The sequence below is a fragment of the Pseudomonas sp. BNK-15 genome (assembly GCF_047456105.1).
GTDB lineage: Bacteria > Pseudomonadota > Gammaproteobacteria > Pseudomonadales > Pseudomonadaceae > Aquipseudomonas > Aquipseudomonas putida_E.
Map to the genome: position 1 here is coordinate 4,740,544 of NZ_CP179898.1, position 22,742 is coordinate 4,763,285.

The following is a 22,742-nucleotide window of genomic DNA, read 5'->3' on the forward strand; positions in this document are numbered from 1 at the left end:
ACCACGCTATAGAATGTTCATCACTGTCTTACGTGAAGGAATCAAGATGCCGTTGCACGATATGCCCCCTGCAAGCGCTGCTTGTCACGCGTTGTGCGAAGCATGAGCCGCTCGCTGTTCATTTCCATGGACGGCCCCAAGGGCACCGGCAAAACCACACTGTTGGAGGCCGTCACCCAAGCACTACGGGCTGACGGCCTGAAAGTCATCCGTATCTGTGAGCGCAAGAGCGATCCCTTCAGGGCGCAAACCATGGCCCTGGTCAACCAGTTCGTCAGAAGCCCCAGCCCGGACCTTGAGCTGGCGGTTTGTGAGCGCTTTGCCCAGAGCCGTGCCTGGATATCCCAGCAGGTGCTGCCCAGACAACCGCCGGGCAGCATCATCCTGATCGACCGCTGGTACCCGTCGGAAGCCGCGTTTCGCCGGCTGATCCCGTTCCCTGAGATCCTGCGCCTCAACATCGCCAGTAATGTGCGTGTACCCGACCTGAGTGTGGGGGTCGTCACCGCCCCGGATATTTCATGGGCGAGGGCGACGGCACGCACGCGCGGGTTGAGCAGCACGGTGATGCACAGGTTCGAAGAGCATGTGGCCTGTACCCAGGCCTTCGAGCGAGCCGTCGCAGAGAACGGCTGGCTGTTGTGCCGCAATGAAGGGACGATCGAAGACGCTACGCTGCAGGTGGTTTCAGCGATTCAAGGCGTGCTTCGATGCCCTTAGAGCGTGCCTGCTTTCAGGCGTCCAGCACCAGGCGCGCACTGCGCGACGCCGAGACGCACGGCGTGATCCATTCGCCGCTGCTGCGTTGAACTTCAGTCAGACACTCGTCACGGTGCTCTGGCTCGCCCTCGATAACCCGGCACATGCACGCACCGCAAATGCCCATGCCGCACGAGATGGGCAGGTCCACCCCGACCCGCGCAGCGGCCTGCAGCAGGCTTTCGCCGGCTTGCACCTGGACCTCACGCCCGCTGCGCTGCAACACCAGTGTGCAGCTGGAGTCGGCCTGGGCTGCAGGTTCGGCAGGCTTGAAGTGCTCGCGGTACAAGGCCGACGCTGGCCAGCCATGGGCGAAAGCGGCCTGCTCCACACTGTCCATGAACCCTGCGGGCCCACAGCAATACAGGCTGGCTTGGGGCTGCCAAACGGGCAAAAGCCCGCTCAAGGCTTGCTTGACCTGCGCGGCGCGCAAGCCGCTGAACACTTCGATCGGCAGGTTCTGGCGCTGGATCAGCGGCAGCTGTCGCGCGTCCTTGGTGAAATACAGCAGGCGCACCGCCCGCCCTTGCGCCAGGCATTGGCGGTACATCGGCAGCAGGGGCGTGATGCCGATCCCGGCCGCCAGCAATGTCACTGGGCCCGCCCCCGGTTGCAGGGCAAACAGGTTGCGCGGGGTGCCGACCTCGATCCGTGCGCCCAGGCGCAGGTGCTCGTGCAGCCACTGTGAACCGCCGCGAGAAGCAGGCTCACGTTTGATGCCCAGGTACAGATGGCCCTCTTCGGGCAGGCTGACCACGGAGTATTGGCGGACCAGGCCGTTGCCCAGGCGCAGGTCGACATGGGCGCCGGCCGCCCAGCTCAGCGGCAGCGGTGCGCCGCCCGGTGTGCCAAGTTCGACACCCAGTACGTCGTCAGCTTCCAGGCGCAAGGCGCGTACTTGCAAGGAGGTCCAACTCATGCGCGCACCCCCGCAGCCCGCTGCAGGCGCAGCACGGCTTCACGGGCCTGGCTACCCAGTTCGGCGAGGTCCAGGCCAGGGATCGTGTCGTTGTCCACGCTCAGGCGCCCACCTACCAACAAGGCGCGCAAGGTCGGCCGGCCACCGCCCACCACTGGCGCAATTCCCGGGTCGTGCAAGCCGAAGTAGCGGGGCTGGTCCAGGCGGTAAACTGCCAGGTCCGCTGCCATGCCAACCTCCAGCGTGCCAAGCGCGTTCAGCCCCAGCACCTGCGCGCCACCGGCGGTTCCCCAACGCACCACGTCTTCCACGCTGGCGGCATGGGCGCCGCCTTCCAGTTCGCCGCCTGCATAGTCGGGCAAAGCCCGCTCGCCGGCCTTGGCCCGTTGCATCAGCCAGGCGGCGTGGGTTTCGCTGATCATGTCGCAGGCTTCGTTGGAGGCTGCGCCGTCCACACCGATCGAGATCGGCATGCCTGCCGCTTCCATGGCCAGGATATCGGCAATGCCGCTGCCCAAGCGCCCGTTGCTCTGCGGGCAGTGGGCAATGCCGGTGCCGGTGGCGCCCAGTAGCCGGATTTCCTCGGGGCTGAGCTTGACCAGATGGGCGAACCACACGTCTGCGCCGAGCCACTCGTGCTCCGCGCAGAACGCCACAGGTGACAGGTTGTAGCGGCGCTGGATTTCGTTCTGGTACTCCACCGTTTCGCTCAGGTGGCTGTGCAGGCGGATGCCCAGCTTGCGTGCGGCGCGGGCGGTTTCGCGCAGGTGCTCTGGCGGCATCGAGTAAGGCGGGCTGGTGGGCGCCATCACCACCCGGCGCCAGGCGTCGGGGGCGGGGTCGTGGTAACTGCGCACCAGCCGCCCGACGTCATCAAGGTATTGTTCGAGGGTTTCTGGGCCGGCACTGGCGGCGCCTTCGGCCTGGCGCACCTGGGTTGCGCCGCCCCGGCAGAGCACGAAGCGCAGGCCCAGCCGTTCTGCCTCCTCGAACAGAATCTGCGCACTGTCGAAGGCCATGCCTGGCAGGTACAGGTAATGGTGGTCGGCGACCGTGCTGCAGCCGGAGCGGGCAAGCTCTACCAGGCCGATACGCGCGGCCAGGCGGAAACTGTGCTCATCGAACAGGCCACGGTAGCGATAGGGTACCGCGCCCAACCACGCTCCAAGGCTTTGATCGATGCCCGCCGGGATCCCCTTGAGCAGCGACTGGAACAGGTGGTGGTGAGTATTCACCCAACCTGGGTAGACCACGCAGTCGGTGGCGTCGAGCACCTGCTCACCCGCCAGCGGTTGCAGGGCACCGAGGGCAGCGATGCGCCCTTGGCTGATACGGATGTCCGGCCCGGCGTGGCGGGCGGCTGGCCCGCGCAGGCCGGTGAGGATGGCACTGGCATTGCGGATCAGCCAGCTGTCGGAATGCTTCATAGGGGGCTCCAAGGGCTTAACCCAGTTCACTTTCGTGCCAGTGGCGCAGGCTCAAACGTGCCAGCAGGGCCATCAGGCTGAACAATGCGACGCCGGTCAGGGCGATCAGCACCAGGGCGGCGAACAGCCGCGGAATGTTGAGCTGAAAGCCCGCTTGCAGGATCTGGTACGCCAGCCCGGCGCCGGTGCCCCCGGTGCCGGCCACGAACTCGGCCACCACGGCGCCGATCAAGGCCAGGCCACTGGCGATCCGCAGGCCGGCGAAGAAGCACGGCAAGGCACTGGGAATACGCAGGCGCAGCAGTACCTGCCAGCGGCTTGCGCGATTGAGGCGGAACAGGTTGAGCAGCCCCGGGTTGACGCTGCGCAGGCCCAGCACGGTGTTGGCGATGATCGGAAATACCGCGACCAGGGTGGCGCAGATCACCAGCGCCAGGGTGGTGTCGCTGCACCAGATGATGATCAGCGGTGCGATCGCCACCACGGGCGTCACCTGCAGCAGTATCGCGTAGGGGAACAGGCTGGCTTCCACCAGCCGGCTCTGCACGAACACGAATGCGGCCAGTGTGCCGATGACGACTGCGAGGGCGAACGAGAGGAAGGTGATCTTCAGGGTCATCCACAGTGCACCGAGCAACATGGGGCCGTCGCTGATCAGCGTGCGGCCAATGTCGGCGGGTGACGGCACCAGGTAGACCGGTACTTGCCAGGCGATGCAGGCCAGCTGCCAGAGGCCCAGCAGCACCGCGCCGACCAGCAGCGGCGAAGCGATGCGCAGTACCGTGGGGTTGTGTAGCCAGGGGGTAGAAGGTCGACTCATGTCAGGGCTCTCAGGTTGTGCTCTGAAGTTGGGCGCTCAAGCAGGTTCGCCGTTGGCCTGGGCCAGCAGCCGGGACAGGTGGGCGCACTGCGCGATGAAGGCCGGGGAGGTGCGGTAGGCCTCGTCCCGCTCCAGCGGGCCGTCGATGGGCACATCGGCGATCACCCGCCCGGGCCGCGCGCCCATCACCACCACCCGCGACGACAGATACACCGCCTCGAAGATGCTGTGGGTGACGAACACCACGGTCAGGTCGCGTTGGGCCCAGAGCTGGCGCAGGTCGCTGTCGAGCTTGTTGCGGGTGAACTCGTCCAGGGCGCCGAACGGCTCGTCCATCAGCAGCAGGTTAGGTTCGGTGGCCAGCGCCCGGGCGATCGATGCGCGCATCTGCATGCCGCCAGACAACTCGCGCGGGTAGGCCCGGCCGAACGCGCCCAGGCCTACCAGTTCCAGCGCAGCCTGTACCTTGGGCTGGCTGTGGGCTTTGGGCGTGCCCGCCAGGTCCAGCGGCAGGCGCACGTTGTCCTGCACCCTGGCCCAGGGCATCAAGGTCGCCTCCTGGAACACCATCGCCAGGCTGCGGCCAGCACCGCTGGCCTGTGGATCGCTGCCTGGGGCATCCTTGCCCCACCAGCGCACATGGCCGGCCGAGGGTTGTTCGAGGCCGGCGAACATTTTCAACAAGGTGCTTTTGCCGCAGCCGGAGGGGCCCAGCAACGACACGAACTCGCCGCGCTGGATCGCCAGCTTGACGCGGTGCAAGGCGACGGTGCCGTTGCTGTAGGTCTTCTCGACCTGGTTGGCGAACAGTGGCGTGTCGCTACCCAAGGCGTCGGCGTTGGGTGGTGCCTGCAGCTGGGCGCAGGTTTCGGACAGGGTCTGCATCAACATGGCGCTCTCCCCAAAGGTCATGAGCGGTTGTGTATGCCCCGGTACACCGGGGCGCCGAACAGGCGGTCAGTGGCTGGCGAACACTTCGCTTTCGCCATGGGCTTCGAGCAGGCCCAGCAGTTGCCGGCGGATCACCAGGCCTGGCTTGTCCGAGGGCATGTGCAGCTCGACACGCCGCCGGGTATCGACGCAGGCGTCCGGGTCGGTGGCCTCGAGGATGTCACGGTCTTCGGCGGTGATCGCCGCGTCCCAGTCGATCAGCGCCTGGGTCGGGCAGTCAGCCTCGCTGTCGTTGCGATAGAGCCACTGCACCAGCATCAACCGGCCGTCATCGATCGGTGTGGCGCAGTTGTAGATGATGTGGTGGATGCCGCTGTCCGGGTACATGCAGCCAAAGCGTCGGGAGAACGGCAGGTAGTAGCGATTGACCAGGTGACGCTCGGTGATCGGCGCACGGGTGCCGGTAATGGCGAAGCTTTCTTCAGGGTTGCGGATAGGCACGCGGGTTTCGGCTTCAAAGCCGTAATCGGTTTCGCGAAACTCATAGCTGGCCGGTTGCGGCTGGTCGAACAGGCCGAAGTTGGCCTTGTGCACGAAGGAGAAATGCGAGTTGTCGAAAGAGTTTTCCATCACCCGCAGCGGGCTGGTTTTCCACTCTTCGTAGAACTGGAAGATGCGCCGGTAGCCGGGGGCGCCGTCTTCCGGGAAGTCGGGGATCGGCTGCAGCGGATCGTCCAGCGCGACCCAGGCATAGCCATACTTTTCCTGGCAATGGTAGGCCTTGACGGCCGCGCCCGGCGGGATCGCCCCAGTCGGGTTCTGCGGGATCTTCACGCAAGTGCCGCTGCAGTCGTATTCCCAGCCGTGGTAGCCGCAGGCGATATTGCCGTCTTCGCTGACAAAGCCCTTGGACAATTTGGCGGTGCGGTGGCAGCAACGGTCGCGCATCGCTACCGGGGTGCCATCGGGGCGCTTCCAGAGGACCAGGGCTTCACCGAGCAAGGTGAAGGGTTTTGGCCCGTCGTCCAGGGCTGTCATGGGCAGCAGGGCGTACCAGAAGCGTCGCAATACAGGTTGTTTGGTGACCAGCATGATCCAGTTTCCTCACGGTATTAAGTGTTGTTGTAAGGCTCAGCGGCTGGCGGCCTGGACGGTGTCGGGCTGCACGTTCAGGCCTTGCACGAAGCGGGTGGTATAGGCCTTTTGCCAAGGGGCGGCGGCGCCGAGCAGGCCGGCCTGGACCATGAAGTCGCGGGTGGCCTGCCAGCGGGCGTCGTTCATCGTGCCGATGCCGTGGCTGGCAGCGTCGCCCCCTGTGACCAGTTGGTATTGCTTGAGCGTCGAGACGCCCCAAGCCAGCAGCTCATCGCTCATGTTGGGGTTGTCGCGCTTGATCAGCGCATTGCCCGCTGCGGGGTTGTCCAGGTAGCGTTTCCAGCCCTCGAGCGAGGCGCGGACAAACCCGGCGACGCGCTCGGGATGCTGGTCGATGACGTCCTGGCGGGTGACCACGGTGGAGCCGTAGGGCGGGTAACCTGCATCGGCGAACAGGAAGAAGTTGGGTTTCTGGCCTGCCTTGATGGCCTGGAACAGTTCCGAACTGGCGTAGGCTTGCTGGGTGGTGTCGGCGCCGGCGAGGAAGGGCTGCAGGTTGAAGGTGTAAGGCCGTGCCTGGCTGTCCTGAAGCTGGTACTTGCCTTTGAGCCAGGGCCACCAGGTTTGCTGGCCGGACGTGGACACCAGCACCTGCTTGTTTTGCAGGCCGTCCAGGCCGTTGACATCGGCGTGCGTCATCAAGCCCTGCGGGTCGCCCTGGAAGGGCGCAGCCACCGCGACCACCGGCAGCCCTTGCTCCACGCTCTTGAGGATCTGCAGGTCGTAGTTGACGATGAAGTCGGCTTGCTTGCTGACCAGCAACTGCATGCCATTGACCTGCGGGCCGCCCATGCGGATGGACACATCCAGGCCTTCTTTCTCATACAAGCCATCGGCCACAGCTTGGTAAAAGCCGCCCTGTTCTGCCTGGGCGTACCAGGAGGTGAGCAACACGACCTTGTCGTTGGCCATGGCCAGGGAGGCGCAGCTGAACACTGCTGCGCCAAGCAGCGAGCGAAGCGGGTAAGTCAAAGCAAAGCGGTTTTTCATGATTGTTCTCCACCTCGATTCGAAATGCGCCAGGTGTTGGGGAACACGCCAGCGAAAACCGAGCGGAGAGAGAACGCAGCAAGAGGAGGGTGCACACAGCATGCAGCAGCCACGGCCGACATTTCTCTACTTGCCCAAGGCCGTGAGGCCGCGCGCAAATCATCCGCTCGGATGTACGCCCAATTCAAGGCGCAAGAGCAATGCCCCATGCCATTTCTGGCACTGACCGCTTCTACTCGAAGGCAGATGAAGCGAGAAGCGTGCCAATGTACGCAAACCGCCAAAGCCGGGCTGTTCAGGGCCGGGCGGGTATTGCAAGGGCAGAGCAGTGATCCGGGAAGGTGCAAGGCAGGAGCGCTCGGCGCCATTAAAGTGCGCAATGCTGAGCCGGCTTGGTGCTCACTAATTTATTAAATTGGCCACAATCACTGAGCTAGACTGTATTCGATCAGTTGGCACGCCCCCTGCTAGGGCACAGTCGAGTAGAAGCGGTCAGTGCCGAAATGGCATGGGACATTGCTCTGGCGGCATCACGCCGCACACCCGGCAAGGGTGGCGCCACGGTTTGCAACGTGGCCAGAGGAGAGGTCTGTCCGCTGAATCCCTTGCTGGTGAACCTCACCGACCTCGACCCAAGGGATGCACATGAAACTCAACCCTCTTGCCTGCCTAAGCTACTGCTTCCTGCCCCTCTGTGCCCTGGCCAGTTCCGGCGCGCAGGCCGGCCCGCTGATGTGGTACGACAACAGCCTGAGCTACCTGTACGGCCACAACTACAAAGTCGACGGCACCGGCAACGACATTCAGCAAACCGTCACCTTCGAACACGCCAGCGGCTGGACTTGGGGGGATGTATTTCTGTTCGTCGACAACAAGTGGTCCAACGGCTTGTCGGGCAATGACGGGCACAGCTACTACGGTGAGTTCTCCCCGCGGTTGTCGCTGGGTAAGGTCAGCGGGCAGAACCTGCGCTTTGGCATCGTCAAGGATGTACTGATTGCCGCTACCTACGAGCGCGGCGAGGGGCGCACTCGCAGATACCTGTTGGGGCCTGCCGTGGACTTGACTATCCCGGGGTTCGATCGCTTCTCGCTCAATACCTATTACCGCAAGCCTGACGGGATTACCGGCAAGGCATCGGGGCAATGGCAGATCAACCCGACCTGGGCAATGACCCTACCGCTAGGGCGATCGGACATCCTGTTTGACGGGTACCTGGAGTGGTATGTGAATGACGTTGGCAGCAAGGGCACGTCGGATTACGTGGCCAAGAGTTTCCACTTCAATCCGCAGTTCAAGTACGACGTGGGCAAGGCCCTCGGGCACACGCCGAAGCGGCTTTATGCGGGGCTGGAGTGGGATTATTGGTCGGACAAGTACGGGATCGAGGATAGCCACGGATTCCCGACGGATCAGAATGCGGTGAGTGTGTTGGTCAAGGCGCATTTCTAAGCAATTACATCAGAATATTACTGTATCTCCATGTTTTTATAGGATATGAAGATCGAGCGTCGTCCGTGCGGCGCTCGATGCCTGCCACCGCAAAACCAATAATGTTCGATTATCGGGCGCTAACTCCCTTCAAGCACTCAACATTGGCCTCTGCATGCCGAACGTAATGGGTAGTACATCCCACTGCCACCCGGATATGTCCTCATGCGCTTGCGCCATCTCAACATCGCTACCCGCTCTTACCTGAGTTTCAGCCTGATCGCCGCCCTGGTCGTGGTGCTCGGGCTGTTTTCCATCAACAAGATCTCCAGCATGCGCGAAGCCGTGGTGTACACCGAGCAGGTGACCAACGTCGGCACCCGCTACCTGGGTGAAGTCCGCAGCCACATGCTGGGCCTGCGCATCATCACCCTGCGCATGGCCATTGCCCGCGAGCCCGCGCAGTTGACGCCTACCCTGGCGCGCCTGGAGGTGCTCAAAGGCCTGCTCGACAAGGGCGTCGAGGGCTACGGTGCGGTAGTGCCGGCGGCGGGCAAGCCGGCCTTTGCCGAGATGCAGCGGTTGATCGACCAGTACCGTGTGCTGCTCGACCAGTACAAGGGGTTGTCCGAGCAAAACCAGGTACCGCAGATGCAGGCGATGCTCAGCGGCGCCATGCAGGACATCTCCAACCGAATCGGTGAGCTGTACGACAACCTGGTCAAGTTCAGCAGCGACACCGCAGAACAGCACACCGCGCATGCCCGCGCCGAGTACCAGCGTGCCCTGTACCTGACCTTCAGTGTGATCGGCCTGGTGCTGGTGCTGACCATCGGCCTTGCCTGGTTGCTGACCCGCAGCATCGTCAGCCCGCTGCGTGAAGCCATTGGAGTGGCGCAGAACATTGCCGACGGCGATCTATCCCATACCGTAAATGCCACCGGCCGCGACGAGGCGACCCAGTTGATGCATGCCCTGGCGGCCATGCAGGCCAGCCTGAAGGATGCCCTGCGGCTGATCGGCGATTCTTCTCATCAGCTGGCCGCGGCCAGCGAGCAGATGTCGGCGATTACCCAGCAAACCTCCCGCGACCTCAACCGCCAGAACGACGAGATCCAGCAAGCCGCTACCGCCGTCACGCAGATGAGCGTCGCGGTGGAAGAAGTGGCGCGCAACACCGTCAGCACCTCCGAAATCTCGCGTCAGTCCGAAGACGCGGCGCGTCGCGGCCGTCAGCGGGTGGGTGAGGCGATCAGTTCGATCGGCAAGATGAGCCACGATGTACATGAGGCGTCGCGGCAGATCGAAGCGCTGTCGGTGCAGTCCCAGGAAGTGGGTAAGGTGCTGGATGTGATCGGTGCAATTGCCGGGCAGACCAACCTGCTGGCGCTCAACGCAGCGATCGAGGCGGCGAGGGCAGGTGAAGCGGGCCGCGGCTTTGCTGTGGTGGCGGATGAAGTCCGCGCGCTGGCGGCGCGTACCCAGAGCTCGACGCTGGAGATCGAGGAAATGATCAATGCCATTCGCAGCGGTACGGCGCGGGTGGTGGAGTCGATGCACAGCAATAGCCAGCAGGTGGGGCATACCCTGCAGGTAGCTGAGTTGGCCGGGCAGGCACTGGATGAGATCACCGATGGTGCGACAACGATTCACGAGCGCAACCTGGTGGTGGCCAGTGCCACTGAAGAACAGGCACAAGTGGCTCGAGAAGTCGATCGTAACCTGTTGAATATTCGGGATCTTGCGGTGCAGACCTCCGAGGGTGCGGGCCAGATCAGCACGGCGAGCCAGGAGTTGGCCAGCTTGTCGATTGGCTTGAACGGGATGATGAAGCGGTTTCGGCTGTGACTACTGCGCAATGATGTCGGCCTGAGTCGAACCATATGCTGACCCTCTGGTCAGGATACTTACCTATCCAGCATCATTGAGGTCAGCATGCACACGTACAACCTGACGTACCTTTTCAAGGGCGAACCGCGTGACCACTCGTTCGAGCTCAAGCAGAGCGGGCTCCCCGTTCACGAAGCAGCGTTGCACTTGATCGTGCTGCATTACGGGGATGGTGAGAATAGCCTCGTGATGCCTGCCGCGCACGCCTCCCCGAAGGAGATTCTGCAGCAGGCCAAGGCGCTGGAAATTACCAAGGTCGAAGTACATCCTGGCAAGTAGGCCTTGTGAGCGGGTTACGGGAGAGCAGGGTGGTCAGCCTGCCTTCAACCCGGCCAGCTGCTGCTGTAGCTCGCCCAGCAACCGTCGACCCGCTGCTTCCAACAGGTCACCATACTGGGCGATGGCATTGCACTCCCTGCAGGTGATAATCGACTTTCTGTGGAGCCTGCCCGGCTTTACCAGATCTTGCCCATCGCACTCGAGGCATTTCAGGGTGACACTCATGATCTTCCTCTCCATGGAACACGCGCAGGATCCTTCATCGCGCCTTTGAATCGACCGGCAATGATGGCGCGGTACATGGAGTGGTCAAGTGGGTAAAACGTTCATTCCGGGGGCAACGAAAACAGGGTGGCGCCTTCAAGAGTTGCCGGCGGACGCCCTGCACGTCTCTAAACCCCCAACAGAATCGGAGATCGCGAAGTGATTGACCATCTGGACCACCTGGTGCTGACCACTGTCGATGTCGACGCTTGTAAAGACTTCTATATCCGCGTGCTGGGCATGCGCCTGGAGACCTTCGGCCAAGGACGTTTGGCGTTCTGCTACGGCAATCAGAAGATCAATGTTCATGTACGGGGGCATGAGTTCGAGCCAAAAGCCCATCTGCCTGTTCCTGGAGCATTGGATTTGTGCTTCATCGCCAGTGTCAGCCTCGAAGAGGTTATCGAGCACCTTGAGGGTCAGCATTGGCCAATTATTGAGGGCCCGATTCAGCGAACCGGTGCGACAGGCCCTATCCGTTCCGTGTACGTACGCGACCCGGATCTCAACCTGATCGAGATTTCCGAGCAGTTGTGACTGGACGTGGCAGTGGTTGAGGACGGCCTCAGCAAGCGTGACGAGACCAACGCCCGGCAAGGGTTTGAAGCGGTTGAAAAGGGTCGCTGGAATAGCGCAGTAGGAAACCGCTTTGGCGGCCATGGGCATTTTCGGCCCCTTCGCCGCCAGGCGGATGCAGACAGTTTGCGTGGCTTACTTGATCAGCGGCACACCACTGAGCTTTTGCAACTCGTCGAAGTCGATGTCAGCGCAGATCTCTACCACTTTCAGGCCGTCGGACGTCACTTCCAGCACGGCCAGGTCGGTATAGATGCGGCTGACGCAGCCGATGCCGGTCAGCGGGTAGGTGCACTCAGGCACGATCTTGCTTTCGCCGGACTTGGTCAGGTGGTCCATCATCACGAACACCTGGCGCGCGCCGGTGGCCAGGTCCATCGCGCCGCCTACGGCCGGGATCGAACCTTCGGCGCCGGTGTGCCAGTTGGCGAGGTCGCCCTTGACCGACACCTGGAAGGCGCCCAGTACGGCGATGTCCAGATGGCCGCCACGCATCATCGAGAAGGAGTCGGCGTGGTGGAAGAAAGCACCACCGGTGAGCAGGGTCACGTGCTGCTTGCCGGCGTTGATCAGGTCATCGTCTTCCTCGCCCGGCGCGGGGCTCGGGCCCATGCCCAGCAAGCCGTTTTCGCTGTGCAGAAACACTTCCTTGTCACCCAGGAAATTGGCCACCAACGTAGGCGCGCCGATGCCCAGGTTCACGTATGCGCCTTCCTGGATGTCTGCGGCCACGCGCTGGGCCATCTGGGTGCGGGAAAGTTTTGTGGTAATGGTCATGGCAGGCCTCAGACAGCGTTGGCGATCGAAGAAGCAGCAGCGCCGGTAACGGCGACCACGCGCTGCACGAAGATGCCCGGGGTGATGATGTGTTCCGGGTCCAGTTCGCCGAGTTCGACGATCTGGTCGACCTGAGCGATGGCGGTCTTGGCGGCCATGGCCATGATCGGGCCGAAGTTACGCGCGGCCTTGCGGTAGATCAGGTTGCCCCAGCGGTCACCCTTGTACGCCTTGATCAGCGCGAAGTCGGCGTGCAGCGGCATTTCCAGCACGTACTGGCGGCCATCGATCTCGCGGGTTTCCTTGCCTTCGGAGAGCAGAGTGCCGTAGCCGGTCGGCGAGAAGAATGCACCGATACCCGAGCCCGCTGCGCGGATGCGTTCGGCCAGGTTGCCTTGCGGCACCACTTCCAGCTCGATCTTGCCGGCTCGGTACAGTTCGTCGAAGACGTAGGAGTCGGACTGGCGTGGGAAGGAGCAGAACACCTTGCGCACGCTGCCTGCCTTGAGCAGGGCGGCCAGGCCAATCTCGCCATTGCCGGCGTTGTTGCTGATGATGGTCAGGTCGCGGGTACCGGTATCGATCAGAGCATCGATCAGCTCGGACGGCATGCCGGCAGTGCCAAAACCACCGACCATGATGGTCGACCCGTCGGTGATGCCTTCCACCGCGCTGGCGATGGACTCATAGGTTTTATTGATCAAAGCGAGCTCCTGGTTGTTCCTGGAGTATGGGTTGTGGGCCTGCCTGGCGCGCCCTTTGACATGGGGGCCAGTCAGCGCTTGGGAAATGTTTGCTGACTGTGCTAAGCGTGCCGCAAGATCGGGCACAAGTAGAGAGGGGGGAAGCGGATGGTGTGCGATTATCGAACTATTGTGCGATCTACGAGCGGTTGTTTGCATCGCGTAGTGGACGGTTTCCTGAGCGCTGGGCTCAGGGCACGCTGGGTGTGGAGGCAGCTGATCTTTCCGCGCTCAGGCGCAGTTCTGCGATATCGCGCTTTGGCGGTGTGCCGAACTGGCGCCCGTACTCGCGGCTGAACTGCGAGGGGCTTTCATAGCCGACCTTGAAGGCCGCGGTGGCGGCATCCAGATGCTCGTTTAGCATCAACCGTTTCGCTTCGTTCAACCTCAGCCACTTCTGGTACTGCAGGGGGCTCATAGCGGTCAGCTGACGAAAATGCTGGTGGAAGGTCGAGAGTCCCATCTGCACCTGGGAAGCCAGCTCGTCCACCCGCAGCGGCGCGGCGTAGTTCAGCTTCATCCAGTCGATGGCCTTGGCGATCCGGTGGCCCTTGCTGCCCACGGAGGCGATGTAGCGCAGGAGGGGGGCCTGGTCACTCAGCAGCAAACGATAGTGGATTTCCCGCTGAATGAGCGGCCAGAGCACAGGTATCGCGTCAGGCTCCTCGAGCAGCTCGATCAGGCGGCTGAAGCTCTCCAGTAACTTCGGGCCTAATTCACCCACTCCAGCGCTGGTGTGAAAGGACTGACCACTCACCGCCAAACGACCATCTTGTGCGATCAGTTCCGCCAGTGTGCGCAGGTCGAGCTTGAATACCAGGCCGAGGCAAGGGGCTTGCTCGCTGGCCATCGTCACCGCCGAGTTAGCGGGGATGTTCAGCGAGGTGACTAGAAAGCGGCTCGTGTCGTAGGGGAAGACCTCGCTACCGATGACCATTTCCTTGGCGCCCTGTACCACCAGCACGACACTCGGCTCGACGATACAGGTAATCGGTGGGGCCGGTGCGTTACGTCGGTAGACGCTGAGATCTGCGATGTGTGTCGTGAAGTCGCCAGCTGTGGGCGCGTGTGCGCCTATTACCTCGCACAGCGTGGCCAGCGGGTTCGCAGGGGGGCGCGGTTGTGTGGTGGCAGGCATAGGAAGCTTCCGATCATCTTGTGGAAAACATTACGGTCGCGTTGCGTCATCTGTCCATGCCCAGCCGGTACGAGCTGGAGATTTAGGCAATAAAACTACCCGTTTGCTCTACTGATGAAGCGGTTTGTGCGACGAAGATGGCTATAGGCGAGGTGGCCAGGGTGCTTAGCAGAGCCTGCCCCTCGCACCATTTCCATTTCGAGCAGACAGGAATGAGTGCATGAAGTCTTTGTTCGTAGCGTTTGCCTTGATGGCCTGTTCACTCACTGCAGGAGCCGCCGATATGTCCCATGGAGCCGACAATTTCTATAAGAGTGACCAGGTATCACTCGAACGGGTTTCCTTCAAAAACCAGTTTCAGATGAATACGGTTGGCAACCTGTTCGTTCCTGAAAACCTGAAACCCAATACCCGTTACCCTGCCATCATCGTCGGCCATCCGATGGGGGCGGTTAAGGAACAAAGCGCGAATCTCTATGCCCAGAAGCTGGCAGAGCAGGGCTTCGTCACCCTGGCCATCGATCTATCGTTCTGGGGTGAAAGTGAGGGGCGTCCGCGCAACCTGGTAGCCCCGGACATCTACGCCGAAGACTTCAGTGCGGCGGTCGACTATCTCGGCGCTCAGGGTTTCGTTGATCGCAACCGGATCGGCGTGCTGGGCATCTGCGGCAGTGGCAGCTTTGCCATCAGTGCGGCGAAGATTGACCCGCGAATGAAAGCCATTGCCACGGTCAGCATGTACGACATGGGCGCCGCCAATCGCAACGGCCTCAAGCACGCGGTCACGGTCGAGCAACGCAAGAAGGCCATAGCTGAAGCAGCAGCTCAGCGGGATGTCGAGTTTGCCGGCGGTGACACCCTGTACACCAGTGGCACGGTCGACAAGCTGACCGAGCACTCCAATGCCATCGAACGCGAGTTTTACGACTTCTACCGCACGCCCCGGGGTGAGTTCACGCCCAAAGGGTTGTCGCCGCTTGTGACGACGCATCCCACGCTGACCAGTAATGTCCGGTTCATGAACTTCTACCCGTTCAATGACATCGAGACGATCTCGCCACGCCCAATGCTGTTCATCGCGGGAGAGGACGCACACTCCCGTGAGTTCAGTGAAGAGGCGTATCGCCTTGCCGGCGAACCCAAGGAACTGGTGATCGTACCGGGCGCTGGCCACGTCGATCTCTATGACCGCGTCGCATTGATTCCCTTCGGCAAGCTGACGTCGTTCTTTGGCGAACACCTCAAGTAACTGACGCCATCGCCAGGCCCAGCCTCTGCCCTGGGCCTGGGCACCTGCGTCTTTGAAATTGTTAAACCGAGATCCGTTATGAGCAGCCCTGCAATACACCTTCAACATACAAGCCGTCAGGTCTGGAGCGCTGTCCTGGCGATGTCGCTCTGTGCCTTCGCCCTGGTGGCTTCGGAGTTCCTGCCAGTGAGCTTGCTCACTCCGATAGCGTCCGATTTGTCACTGACTGAAGGCCAGGCTGGGCAGGCCATTTCCATCTCGGGTTTCTTTGCCGTCGTCACTAGCCTGATGCTGGCGTCCATGACCCAGGGGATCGACCGTAAGCCTGTCCTGTTGGCCACGACCGCGCTGATGCTGATTTCCGGGGGGATGGTGGCATTCGCCCCGAACTACCTGACATTGATGGTGGGGCGCGCCGTGCTAGGAGTCGCCATCGGTGGCTACTGGTCGATGTCCACCGCGGTGATGATGCGCATCGCCCCCGAACCGCTCGTTCCCAAGGCTATTGCCCTGATGCAGGGCGGTACCGCGTTGGCTACGGCAATCGCGGCGCCGGTCGGAAGCTACCTGGGCGGCATGATTGGCTGGAGAGGGGCGTTCTTTTGCGTTCTGCCGTTGGCCGCCTTGGCGTTGATGTGGCAAGCCTTCACGCTGCCAGCGATGCCAAGCGAGCGCAACGCGGCGTCAGCAACCGGATCCCTGCGTTTGCTGGCAGACTCCAGGGTCGCCCTCGGCATGGCGGCAGTTGCATTCCTGTTCATGGGGCAGTTCACACTGTTCACCTATCTGCGGCCCTTCCTGGAAACGGTCACGCATGTGGACGTGCCCAGGCTCTCGCTTCTGCTGCTGATAATCGGCGCCGCAGGGCTGGTCGGTACGATGGTAGTTGGCACGCTCGTTGGTCGACACCTGAACCGCGTTCTTCTGGGAGTACCGTTGATAATGACTGCCATCGCTTTCGCCGTGATCACGGTCGGTAGCTGGGTCGTTCCAGTCGCTGTCTTGCTCGGTATCTGGGGACTGGTCTCCACCTGTGCTCCCGTGGGCTGGTTCACCTGGTTGGCCAAGGCATTGCCGCACCAGGCAGAGGCCGGAGGTGGCTTGATGGTCGCCGTGATTCAGTTGGCCATCACGGCGGGCGCAACTGCGGGCGGGGTGCTGTACGACGGATTCGGCCATCAAGCCACTTTCCTGGCCAGCGGTGTATTTTTGCTGGCGGCAACCGCGCTAAGCGTTGTTACTAATCGAGCGTTGCCTGGTACAAGCCGTACACCCCATGGCACAAGCCAGTGAGACGATCCCCCGGCAGACGGCATGTGCATTGGGTAAACCCTGTCAACTGATCAAGCAGGCCGAGAGTGGGCTCCTTGCGTCCTCTTTGACGCAATTTTGTTCTTCCGCCAGCCCCTAAGGTTCATGAGGCACAGCACGAGCTGCAGCACGATCAAAGCCCACGCTTGAGCGTGCAAGCCCCAGGCCGACCACAGCAGGTTACTGGCGATGAAGCAGCAGAATCCCACTTTACGCCGGCCGGGACGGCGCGAGCCTATACACCAGGCTGCCAATACCGTGACAGCCATGGCAGGCCATTCCAACAAATCGATCCAGTCTTCCATCAGGCACAATCCCAATCGTTTCGCTGCTGTTCACACTCTGCGCAGGTACGCGAAACTCAGCCTGCCAACGCTTTGATCAACTGTTCATTGAAGGCGGGGATATCGTCCGGCTGGCGGCTGCTGATCAGGTTGCCATCCACCACTACCTGTTCATCCACCCACGTGCCGCCGGCGTTGCGAATATCATCCTGCAAGGTCTTGTAGCTGGTCATCCGCTTGCCTTTGGCCAACCCGCTCGATACCAGCAGCCAGGCACCGTGGCAGATGACAGCCAGCGGTCTGCCTGCTGCGTCGTGGCTTTTCACCAGCTTTTGCGCGCCGGGAATCAAGCGAATCGTGTCTGAGTTCTGAACGCCGCCGGGCAGCACCAGGGCATCGTAAAGATCGAGATGGGCACCCTCGAAAGTCGCGTCCACGGCGAATTCGTCGGCGGGCTTGTCATGGTTCCAGCCACGTACCGTACCTTCCTTTTCCCCCAGGATGTCGACCACCGCACCGCTGTTTTCCAATGCGTCGCGAGGGCCGGTCAGTTCCACCTGCTCGAAGCCGTCGGTGACCAGAAAGGCCACGCGTTTACCGTTCAGTTGTGCACTCATCATTCATCTCCTTTACCGATAGACCTTAAATAGGGGCCCGCAATGGCGAGCAAAGTTCCTGCTCGTTGCTCGGTGGTGCGCTTAACGGCGCCTGCGTTGCGAGCGGGTGACGGCCAGCCCGGCGATGACCCCGAGGGCTGCCGCCACGACCCACAACGGCATGTTGCCTTTGCTGGATTTCCAGCCACCGTCCACGCTGCGTCGGCCACTCGGTGGCTCGAACAGGTTGCCGGAAGAAATCTCTGCGTTGGGGCTGCGGCTCAAGGCCTTGCGTGTGAGCCACCCTGAAACCAGCGCCAGGCGCGGGACGACGTAGCTTGCCAAGTGGGCAAGGCGAGCGGCAGCGCCCACCGTGGTGTTGGCGCGTGGGGAGATAGCGCTGGCTACCATGGCCTTGGCTACCCGCTCCGCATCGTAGATCGGCCCGGGTGGTGTGAGCGCATGGCCAGTGTAATTGCCGCCATCCCTGAAGCCTGGGGTGTCCATGACCGCTGGATAAATGTCGCAGACGTGGATGTCGGGGAACTCCGTCAGTTCTCCGCGCAGCGCCTCGGTCAGGCCGCGCAGGCCGAACTTGCTCGCCGAATAGGCGGCCGCGTAGGGCTGGGCAACCCAGCTTCCCAGTGACAGTGTGTTGATGAGGATGCCGCTGCGTTGGGCCTTGAAATAGGGCAGGGCCACGTGGGCGCCGCGCAGGTAACCGATCAGGTCGGTCTGAATGACCTGTTCATGTGCCTCCAGGGGCGTTTGCTCGAAGTTGCCCACCGCGCCAACGCCTGCGTTGTTGACCCAGATATCGATCCGGCCATGGCCAAATTCGGCCGCCTGGGTGGCCAGCGCTTGCACCTGGTCGCTACGGGTGACGTCGGTAATGATTGCCACGGCGTCTGTTCCACAGTCGGTGCATTCGTCCAGCACGTCGAACAACGCCTGCTCATCGCGTGCGGCGAGCACCAGCCGCGCGCCTTTGCAAGCGAAGGCATGCGCGGCAGCCCTGCCTATACCACTCGATGCGCCAGTGATGACCACGACCTTGCCGCGCAACGGGCCCTTTACCGGTGCTGGAGCTTCAGGTTCGTCAGGTTGTGAGGCTTGCTCGATGTTGCCAGCCGTAGGTAGGAGGGTATCACTGGCTGCTATCTTCGAGAGCTGCAGTGCAGTGCCGTCGACCAGCACCAGCTTCATGCCCTCAATGGTGCCCGCCACCCGCTCCGGGAAGACCGGTTCACCTTGCGCATCCAGACTGTCATAGATGAACTTCGTCCCTTCAAGCCAGCCGACTGCCGTGAGCAGCTCGGGGCCAAGGTAGTACTTGCCGTCTTGAAAGAAGCCAGGGAACTGATGAGCGCGCTCGACGTTCTCCACGCAGTAGCGTTCGCCTGGTTTCATGCCTGTCGCTTGATCGATCATGGTAGAAACCCCTTCTCATGAATGCCTGCAATGTGTTGCGTGACTAAGGCAGCTGAATGCTGCAGAGGCAGCAAAGTTCAGAGGAGAGGGCAGGCGGTATCAGCTAACGGTTGCGCAGCGTGTGCAGTGCTGGAGACCAGACAGCATGGCTGCAGCGTTCACACGCGATCGAATCGTGCGACTGATGGTAGGCAGGAAAGCCACAGCCCACACAACAATAGAGGCCAGCCTGGGGCGGTGTTGTGTATTCCGGCCGATGCTCGAATGGAAGTACTGACAGGCCGGCCCTGGTGTCCTCCGGCCCATAGAAATACACGCTGAGTTCTCCGTCGGTTTCCAGCAGACCTAAACGTACCTGGCCCAAGTGCTCGACACCTCGCTGGCGTAGCTCCATGAAGAGCTCGTTCGACGAAATGTTCATATTGCGCAGCGAGTGGATTTCGTACATGCCGTCCTTCACTACTGTTATTGGCAATCCATCAATCAAGGCTTCGCAAGCCTTGCTTCGTTTCATGAGGAAGACGATACCCCGATACAGCAGCAGGAGCGTCAGGAACACCAGTCCCACCGGGAGCAGGGGAACATCCTCGTAGAAGGTCACATCGCCGGCAGCGGAGCCAAGGGTCAGAATGACGACCAGCTCGAAGCGGGAGAGCTGTTTGATCCCGCGTCGGCCACTGAATTTGAGAAAGAAGAATACGGCCGTAAAAGCCGCCAAGACCCTGAAGGCGACTTCGAGAAGAAAGGCGAGAGGCAGCTCGCCGAGGAGCATCCGTTGAAGGTCGAACGGTACCATTCGAGTTCCTTTCCTGCAGGCTGGTGGGTCAAAGGTTTACGGTAAGGGCATCATCACCCATCCCTACCTGAGACACTTCAATGAGGATCAAGATCCCCACCGGGGTTCCAGCGAAGAACTGTAGAACTTTGGGAAAACTATACAAAGTATTGAGATTGTATAGTTTTTCTGCCGATAGTCAGATTCAGTTCTCAATTCACGGACTTTCGATTGTCTGCCTGAACAGGTTCGCTATTTTAAGTATCTAGTAAGAAGGACAGGCCGAATACCGAGGGAGGCTTTATGAGAACTCGAGGACATGTGTAGTGGGACTGGGCAGACCCTAGTCTTCACAATCGCAGCCATGACGAAATTCTTGACGATGGAACTCACATCGACGTGCAAGTCCGGTTATCCCGCACCGGAAACACGCAGATGTTCATAGGCGTCTACGCACCCTCTGGGGCCGCGCTGCACGAAGAAGCTTTCGACTCTCGGCCTGGAGAGTCGATGACCCGGGCATTGGCCTGGGGTGTGGGACGTGCCCGCAAATTTGCTTGCGAACCATCGCTCCTCAAACCTGAGTCAGCTTCGGCGAGTGGACGATGAACTACCTGCTGCCAATCCACGCGCGGGATTGTCGATTCAATTGCTGACGCGCGATTTCATTTTTTCAGGTCTGACTGTAGTACCGGCCCTGAGACGGACAGAGTTTGTCCTCGACGGATTCTGATCGGCGCCTACGGGCCGGAGTCTCTTGCACCAGGCGTGTTGGCGAGGCCGACATGCCATGGCTTGAACTTGCCGAATATTCAGGTAGTCCACCGTTACTCAAGAATGGGTAAAGGAGGTGACCATGCCTAAACAAGGCGAGCTTCGAGCAAGAGCTACAGTGCTTTGCTTTCGCAGCGGCAGGCTATTGCTGGTGCGCCGCAAATCGCGCAAATGGAATTTCCCGGGGGGCGGCGTCAAACCGCACGAGCTTCCCCACAATGCGGCCATTCGCGAACTCCAGGAGGAAACAGGTATTCACCGCCGGCGTCTGGTAGCACTGTGCACTGTCCGTGCAGGTCGTATTGTCCATCACATCTTCACATTGCAGATCGATGAACAAGACCACCCTGTGCCGGGAAACGAAATCGTGGCGTGCAAGTGGGTGCCGCGCGACAAGTTGGCACCGTCCCGCCTCAAGCCTTCAGCTGCCGAACTGCTGGCACGCCAGCTTCCGGCCTTGATCGCCTGACCCGATTCATGGGCTTGAACGACTGTTCGAATCGTTGGCTGTCGGAAGGGCAGCCGGGGCATGATCGTGTTGGCCGGTCGGGTCGGTGATCTGGATGATATTGCCATGCTGCCAGCCATCCGCTGCGGGATCGGCTGGAGGAATGGGGATGTCGGCGCGTAGGGCCTTGCTTTTGCGCATATCCAGCTGCAATCGCTGATTGCGTTGGCGAACCATGGCGGGGTCGGCTTGGCCATCTGCAGTGAAACCCATCATCAACTGCGGCACACCAAGGGGCAGTCGCTTGCCCTGATCGGTGTGCCAGGTATGCCACGTCTTGCCATAGGTGTGGGCCAAGCGTTTCATCAAGGCATGCTCGGCGCTCGCGGGTATCGCCGGTGCGCTCAACTGGCCGGAGGAGACCTCATAGCCATGGCTGTGCCACATGGGCTTTTCAGCGGCAGGCAGTTTGGCGAACAGGCTGGCGTCAATGATGTATTCGACGCCCATGATCTTGGCTGTCTGGGTATTGCCGTCGTAAATCACACATTGAATGACGTCTTCGTTGAGAATCGCGCAGTAGTGATGAGCCTCCATTTGGGCGTCTGGCTGACCGTTATAAAAATGAAACCCGTTGAGGTAGGCGTTGAGCGCATCTATCGGGGGCTTGGCCTGAAGCACCGCAGCGCCTGTTTCAAGCAATTGAGTGCCCGTCGTTGTAGGCCTACCAGGTGCCTCTACGGGGGATTTGGTAGTGGCAGCGCTGCAGCAACATAAACCAAGGCCGCAAGCAACCGGTAACACAGCGTAAAAGACTCTGAGTGCGCGCATGGAACATTTCCCAGGGGACAGGTGATCAGCCATCAGACTGTTCTTCAGGTGGTACCTGACCTTCAGGCCAGTCAGGCGCATCTTCGTCAGGGCCGGGCTCGGGAGCTGGCTCACCCGGGGTCTGAGGGACTTCGTCGACATACGGGTCGTTTTGATCGGAATCTGACATGTCATGGCTCCAGTGCGGTGGGGTTACCTCTGATTAGGCAGCGGTCCCCCAGAGCTGTTCCATTTGAAATTGCCGGCGATCCAGAGCTACCGACCCGCAGGCCGTAGCATGAGCGGAGCGCAGACCACCGGTTGTCACTTTTAGCGATCATTCCGGTGTCAGTTCAGTCAATCGTAAAACTCCCTGGCATCCGGTGACTGAATGGACGCAATCAATCTCTGATGTGCAGGTAGAGCGCCTGGAGCATGACCAGGAGCCCGGCACATCGTCGGGCCATTACCAACAGCCTTGAACCGAACCGGCTTCCCGCAGTAGGCGCAGGCATCAGCGGGTGCGCCAGAAGCCTGCTGGAGTATCTGCTGCGGCCCGGTCAGTCTTGAGGGATTATCGAAATCTTGCCGTTGCGTTCGACGATGGCAAATTTGATCTTGGCGACAGTTTCTATGCCTTGGCTGTCGCGAGCAGACTCAAGTACGTCGTCTTCTGTCAGCCGCGCTTTGCGCATGCGGTGATGAAGAAAGCGTCCTTGTTCAACCACCAGCGTAGCGTGCCCGTCTAGCAGGCGCGCCAGCCGTTTGGAATTTAGCTTGGCCAGCGACAAGCCGACATCCAGCGCGATCAAGGTGGCGATGACCAGCATGGCGTTGGTGAAGGAGAAGTCATCGCCCAGCAAAGCCTGCTGAGTCGCCTCGCCAATTATCAGCAGCAACACGAAGTCAAAAGTGGTCAAGTCCGCAAGTGAACGCCGGCCAGCCACGCGAAACAGCAACATCAGAGCGAGGTACATGCCTGCCGCGCGAAGAATGGAGTCCATG

At 61.2% G+C, this 22,742-nt stretch carries 25 protein-coding genes and 1 pseudogene; 9 read left to right on the forward strand and 17 right to left on the reverse strand.

Annotated features, from left to right (window positions below; all coding sequences use genetic code 11):
- The first annotated feature begins 102 nt into the window (after positions 1-102).
- Positions 103-720 (forward strand): dTMP kinase, encoded by a 618-nt coding sequence (locus ACMGF5_RS21670; RefSeq protein ID WP_204917937.1) that lies wholly within the window; start codon positions 103-105, stop codon positions 718-720.
- 13 nt (positions 721-733) lie between these two features.
- On the opposite strand, the gene ACMGF5_RS21675 is transcribed toward ACMGF5_RS21670, so the two are convergent.
- The 6 genes from ACMGF5_RS21675 to ACMGF5_RS21700 form a co-directional block, all read right to left on the reverse strand.
- Positions 734-1,678, reverse strand: a complete 945-nt coding sequence (locus ACMGF5_RS21675) for a PDR/VanB family oxidoreductase (RefSeq protein WP_012314440.1) — start codon at positions 1,676-1,678, stop codon at positions 734-736.
- The gene (locus ACMGF5_RS21680; protein WP_119689009.1) at positions 1,675-3,105 is read right to left on the reverse strand and encodes an amidohydrolase family protein; all 1,431 of its coding nucleotides are present in this window, start codon (positions 3,103-3,105) and stop codon (positions 1,675-1,677) included. Before ACMGF5_RS21680 ends, ACMGF5_RS21675 begins: the two co-directional genes overlap by 4 nt.
- 16 nt (positions 3,106-3,121) lie before the next feature.
- Complete coding sequence (locus ACMGF5_RS21685) at positions 3,122-3,850, reverse strand: ABC transporter permease (RefSeq protein ID WP_172655317.1); 729 nt, start codon at positions 3,848-3,850, stop codon at positions 3,122-3,124.
- Between the two features lie 111 nt (positions 3,851-3,961).
- Positions 3,962-4,816: an ABC transporter ATP-binding protein gene (locus ACMGF5_RS21690; RefSeq protein WP_161872641.1), complete on the reverse strand. Its 855-nt coding sequence runs from the start codon at positions 4,814-4,816 to the stop codon at positions 3,962-3,964.
- Between the two features lie 66 nt (positions 4,817-4,882).
- Positions 4,883-5,908: an aromatic ring-hydroxylating oxygenase subunit alpha gene (locus tag ACMGF5_RS21695; protein WP_115274915.1), complete on the reverse strand. Its 1,026-nt coding sequence runs from the start codon at positions 5,906-5,908 to the stop codon at positions 4,883-4,885.
- A 39-nt stretch (positions 5,909-5,947) separates the two neighbouring features.
- Positions 5,948-6,961 (reverse strand): ABC transporter substrate-binding protein, encoded by a 1,014-nt coding sequence (locus ACMGF5_RS21700; RefSeq protein WP_414157196.1) that lies wholly within the window; start codon positions 6,959-6,961, stop codon positions 5,948-5,950.
- A gap of 645 nt (positions 6,962-7,606) precedes the next feature.
- On the opposite strand from ACMGF5_RS21700, the gene ACMGF5_RS21705 reads away from it, so the two are divergent.
- The 3 genes from ACMGF5_RS21705 to ACMGF5_RS21715 all read left to right on the forward strand — a co-directional run bounded on the left by ACMGF5_RS21705 (position 7,607) and on the right by ACMGF5_RS21715 (position 10,561).
- Complete coding sequence (locus tag ACMGF5_RS21705) at positions 7,607-8,413, forward strand: outer membrane protein OmpK (protein ID WP_080952116.1); 807 nt, start codon at positions 7,607-7,609, stop codon at positions 8,411-8,413.
- Between the two features lie 204 nt (positions 8,414-8,617).
- Positions 8,618-10,240 carry a methyl-accepting chemotaxis protein gene (locus ACMGF5_RS21710; RefSeq protein ID WP_119689014.1) on the forward strand — a complete coding sequence of 541 codons (1,623 nt, stop codon included), beginning with the start codon at positions 8,618-8,620 and terminating at the stop codon, positions 10,238-10,240.
- A gap of 87 nt (positions 10,241-10,327) precedes the next feature.
- Positions 10,328-10,561 (forward strand): hypothetical protein, encoded by a 234-nt coding sequence (locus ACMGF5_RS21715; protein ID WP_115274912.1) that lies wholly within the window; start codon positions 10,328-10,330, stop codon positions 10,559-10,561.
- Positions 10,562-10,594: 33 nt separating this feature from the next.
- On the opposite strand, the gene ACMGF5_RS21720 is transcribed toward ACMGF5_RS21715, so the two are convergent.
- A complete protein-coding gene (locus tag ACMGF5_RS21720) occupies positions 10,595-10,786 on the reverse strand; it encodes a hypothetical protein (RefSeq protein WP_414157197.1) in 192 nt (63 codons plus the stop codon).
- 198 nt (positions 10,787-10,984) lie between these two features.
- Between ACMGF5_RS21720 and ACMGF5_RS21725 the strand changes: the two genes are divergently transcribed.
- Positions 10,985-11,362 carry a VOC family protein gene (locus tag ACMGF5_RS21725; RefSeq protein ID WP_119689016.1) on the forward strand — a complete coding sequence of 126 codons (378 nt, stop codon included), beginning with the start codon at positions 10,985-10,987 and terminating at the stop codon, positions 11,360-11,362.
- Between the two features lie 174 nt (positions 11,363-11,536).
- Here the strand turns inward: ACMGF5_RS21725 and ACMGF5_RS21730 are convergent, their stop codons facing one another.
- The 3 genes from ACMGF5_RS21730 to ACMGF5_RS21740 form a co-directional block, all read right to left on the reverse strand.
- Positions 11,537-12,178 carry a 3-oxoacid CoA-transferase subunit B gene (locus ACMGF5_RS21730; protein ID WP_012314450.1) on the reverse strand — a complete coding sequence of 214 codons (642 nt, stop codon included), beginning with the start codon at positions 12,176-12,178 and terminating at the stop codon, positions 11,537-11,539.
- Between the two features lie 8 nt (positions 12,179-12,186).
- Positions 12,187-12,882, reverse strand: a complete 696-nt coding sequence (locus ACMGF5_RS21735; RefSeq protein ID WP_414157198.1) for a 3-oxoacid CoA-transferase subunit A — start codon at positions 12,880-12,882, stop codon at positions 12,187-12,189.
- A gap of 229 nt (positions 12,883-13,111) precedes the next feature.
- Positions 13,112-14,059, reverse strand: coding sequence for an AraC family transcriptional regulator (locus ACMGF5_RS21740; RefSeq protein ID WP_119689017.1), 948 nt, complete (start codon positions 14,057-14,059; stop codon positions 13,112-13,114).
- A 220-nt stretch (positions 14,060-14,279) separates the two neighbouring features.
- On the opposite strand from ACMGF5_RS21740, the gene ACMGF5_RS21745 reads away from it, so the two are divergent.
- Positions 14,280-15,308 (forward strand): alpha/beta hydrolase, encoded by a 1,029-nt coding sequence (locus ACMGF5_RS21745; RefSeq protein ID WP_414157199.1) that lies wholly within the window; start codon positions 14,280-14,282, stop codon positions 15,306-15,308.
- 78 nt (positions 15,309-15,386) lie between these two features.
- Complete coding sequence (locus ACMGF5_RS21750; protein WP_414157200.1) at positions 15,387-16,601, forward strand: MFS transporter; 1,215 nt, start codon at positions 15,387-15,389, stop codon at positions 16,599-16,601.
- 50 nt (positions 16,602-16,651) lie between these two features.
- Here the strand turns inward: ACMGF5_RS21750 and ACMGF5_RS21755 are convergent, their stop codons facing one another.
- From ACMGF5_RS21755 to ACMGF5_RS21770, 4 genes are all read right to left on the reverse strand, one after another.
- Positions 16,652-16,924, reverse strand: a complete 273-nt coding sequence (locus ACMGF5_RS21755) for a hypothetical protein (protein WP_174141335.1) — start codon at positions 16,922-16,924, stop codon at positions 16,652-16,654.
- A 56-nt stretch (positions 16,925-16,980) separates the two neighbouring features.
- Complete coding sequence (locus ACMGF5_RS21760) at positions 16,981-17,520, reverse strand: type 1 glutamine amidotransferase domain-containing protein (protein ID WP_414157201.1); 540 nt, start codon at positions 17,518-17,520, stop codon at positions 16,981-16,983.
- Between the two features lie 81 nt (positions 17,521-17,601).
- On the reverse strand, positions 17,602-18,930 hold the full coding sequence (locus tag ACMGF5_RS21765; protein WP_251962744.1) for an SDR family oxidoreductase: 1,329 nt from the start codon (positions 18,928-18,930) through the stop codon (positions 17,602-17,604).
- Between the two features lie 103 nt (positions 18,931-19,033).
- Entirely contained in the window at positions 19,034-19,726 is a 693-nt protein-coding gene (locus ACMGF5_RS21770) for a DUF421 domain-containing protein (protein WP_115274904.1), read from the reverse strand.
- A gap of 282 nt (positions 19,727-20,008) precedes the next feature.
- Here ACMGF5_RS21770 and ACMGF5_RS21775 point away from each other — a divergent pair.
- Both ACMGF5_RS21775 and ACMGF5_RS21780 read left to right on the forward strand, forming a co-directional pair.
- Positions 20,009-20,314, forward strand: a pseudogene (locus ACMGF5_RS21775) (hypothetical protein).
- A gap of 247 nt (positions 20,315-20,561) precedes the next feature.
- The gene (locus ACMGF5_RS21780; protein WP_414157202.1) at positions 20,562-20,948 is read left to right on the forward strand and encodes an NUDIX domain-containing protein; all 387 of its coding nucleotides are present in this window, start codon (positions 20,562-20,564) and stop codon (positions 20,946-20,948) included.
- A gap of 6 nt (positions 20,949-20,954) precedes the next feature.
- On the opposite strand, the gene ACMGF5_RS21785 is transcribed toward ACMGF5_RS21780, so the two are convergent.
- The 3 genes from ACMGF5_RS21785 to ACMGF5_RS21795 all read right to left on the reverse strand — a co-directional run bounded on the left by ACMGF5_RS21785 (position 20,955) and on the right by ACMGF5_RS21795 (position 22,741).
- Positions 20,955-21,758, reverse strand: coding sequence for an OBAP family protein (locus ACMGF5_RS21785; RefSeq protein WP_414157203.1), 804 nt, complete (start codon positions 21,756-21,758; stop codon positions 20,955-20,957).
- A 25-nt stretch (positions 21,759-21,783) separates the two neighbouring features.
- On the reverse strand, positions 21,784-21,927 hold the full coding sequence (locus tag ACMGF5_RS21790; RefSeq protein WP_182445297.1) for a hypothetical protein: 144 nt from the start codon (positions 21,925-21,927) through the stop codon (positions 21,784-21,786).
- 370 nt (positions 21,928-22,297) lie between these two features.
- A complete protein-coding gene (locus ACMGF5_RS21795; RefSeq protein WP_119689023.1) occupies positions 22,298-22,741 on the reverse strand; it encodes a YetF domain-containing protein in 444 nt (147 codons plus the stop codon).
- Position 22,742 lies beyond the last annotated feature (1 nt).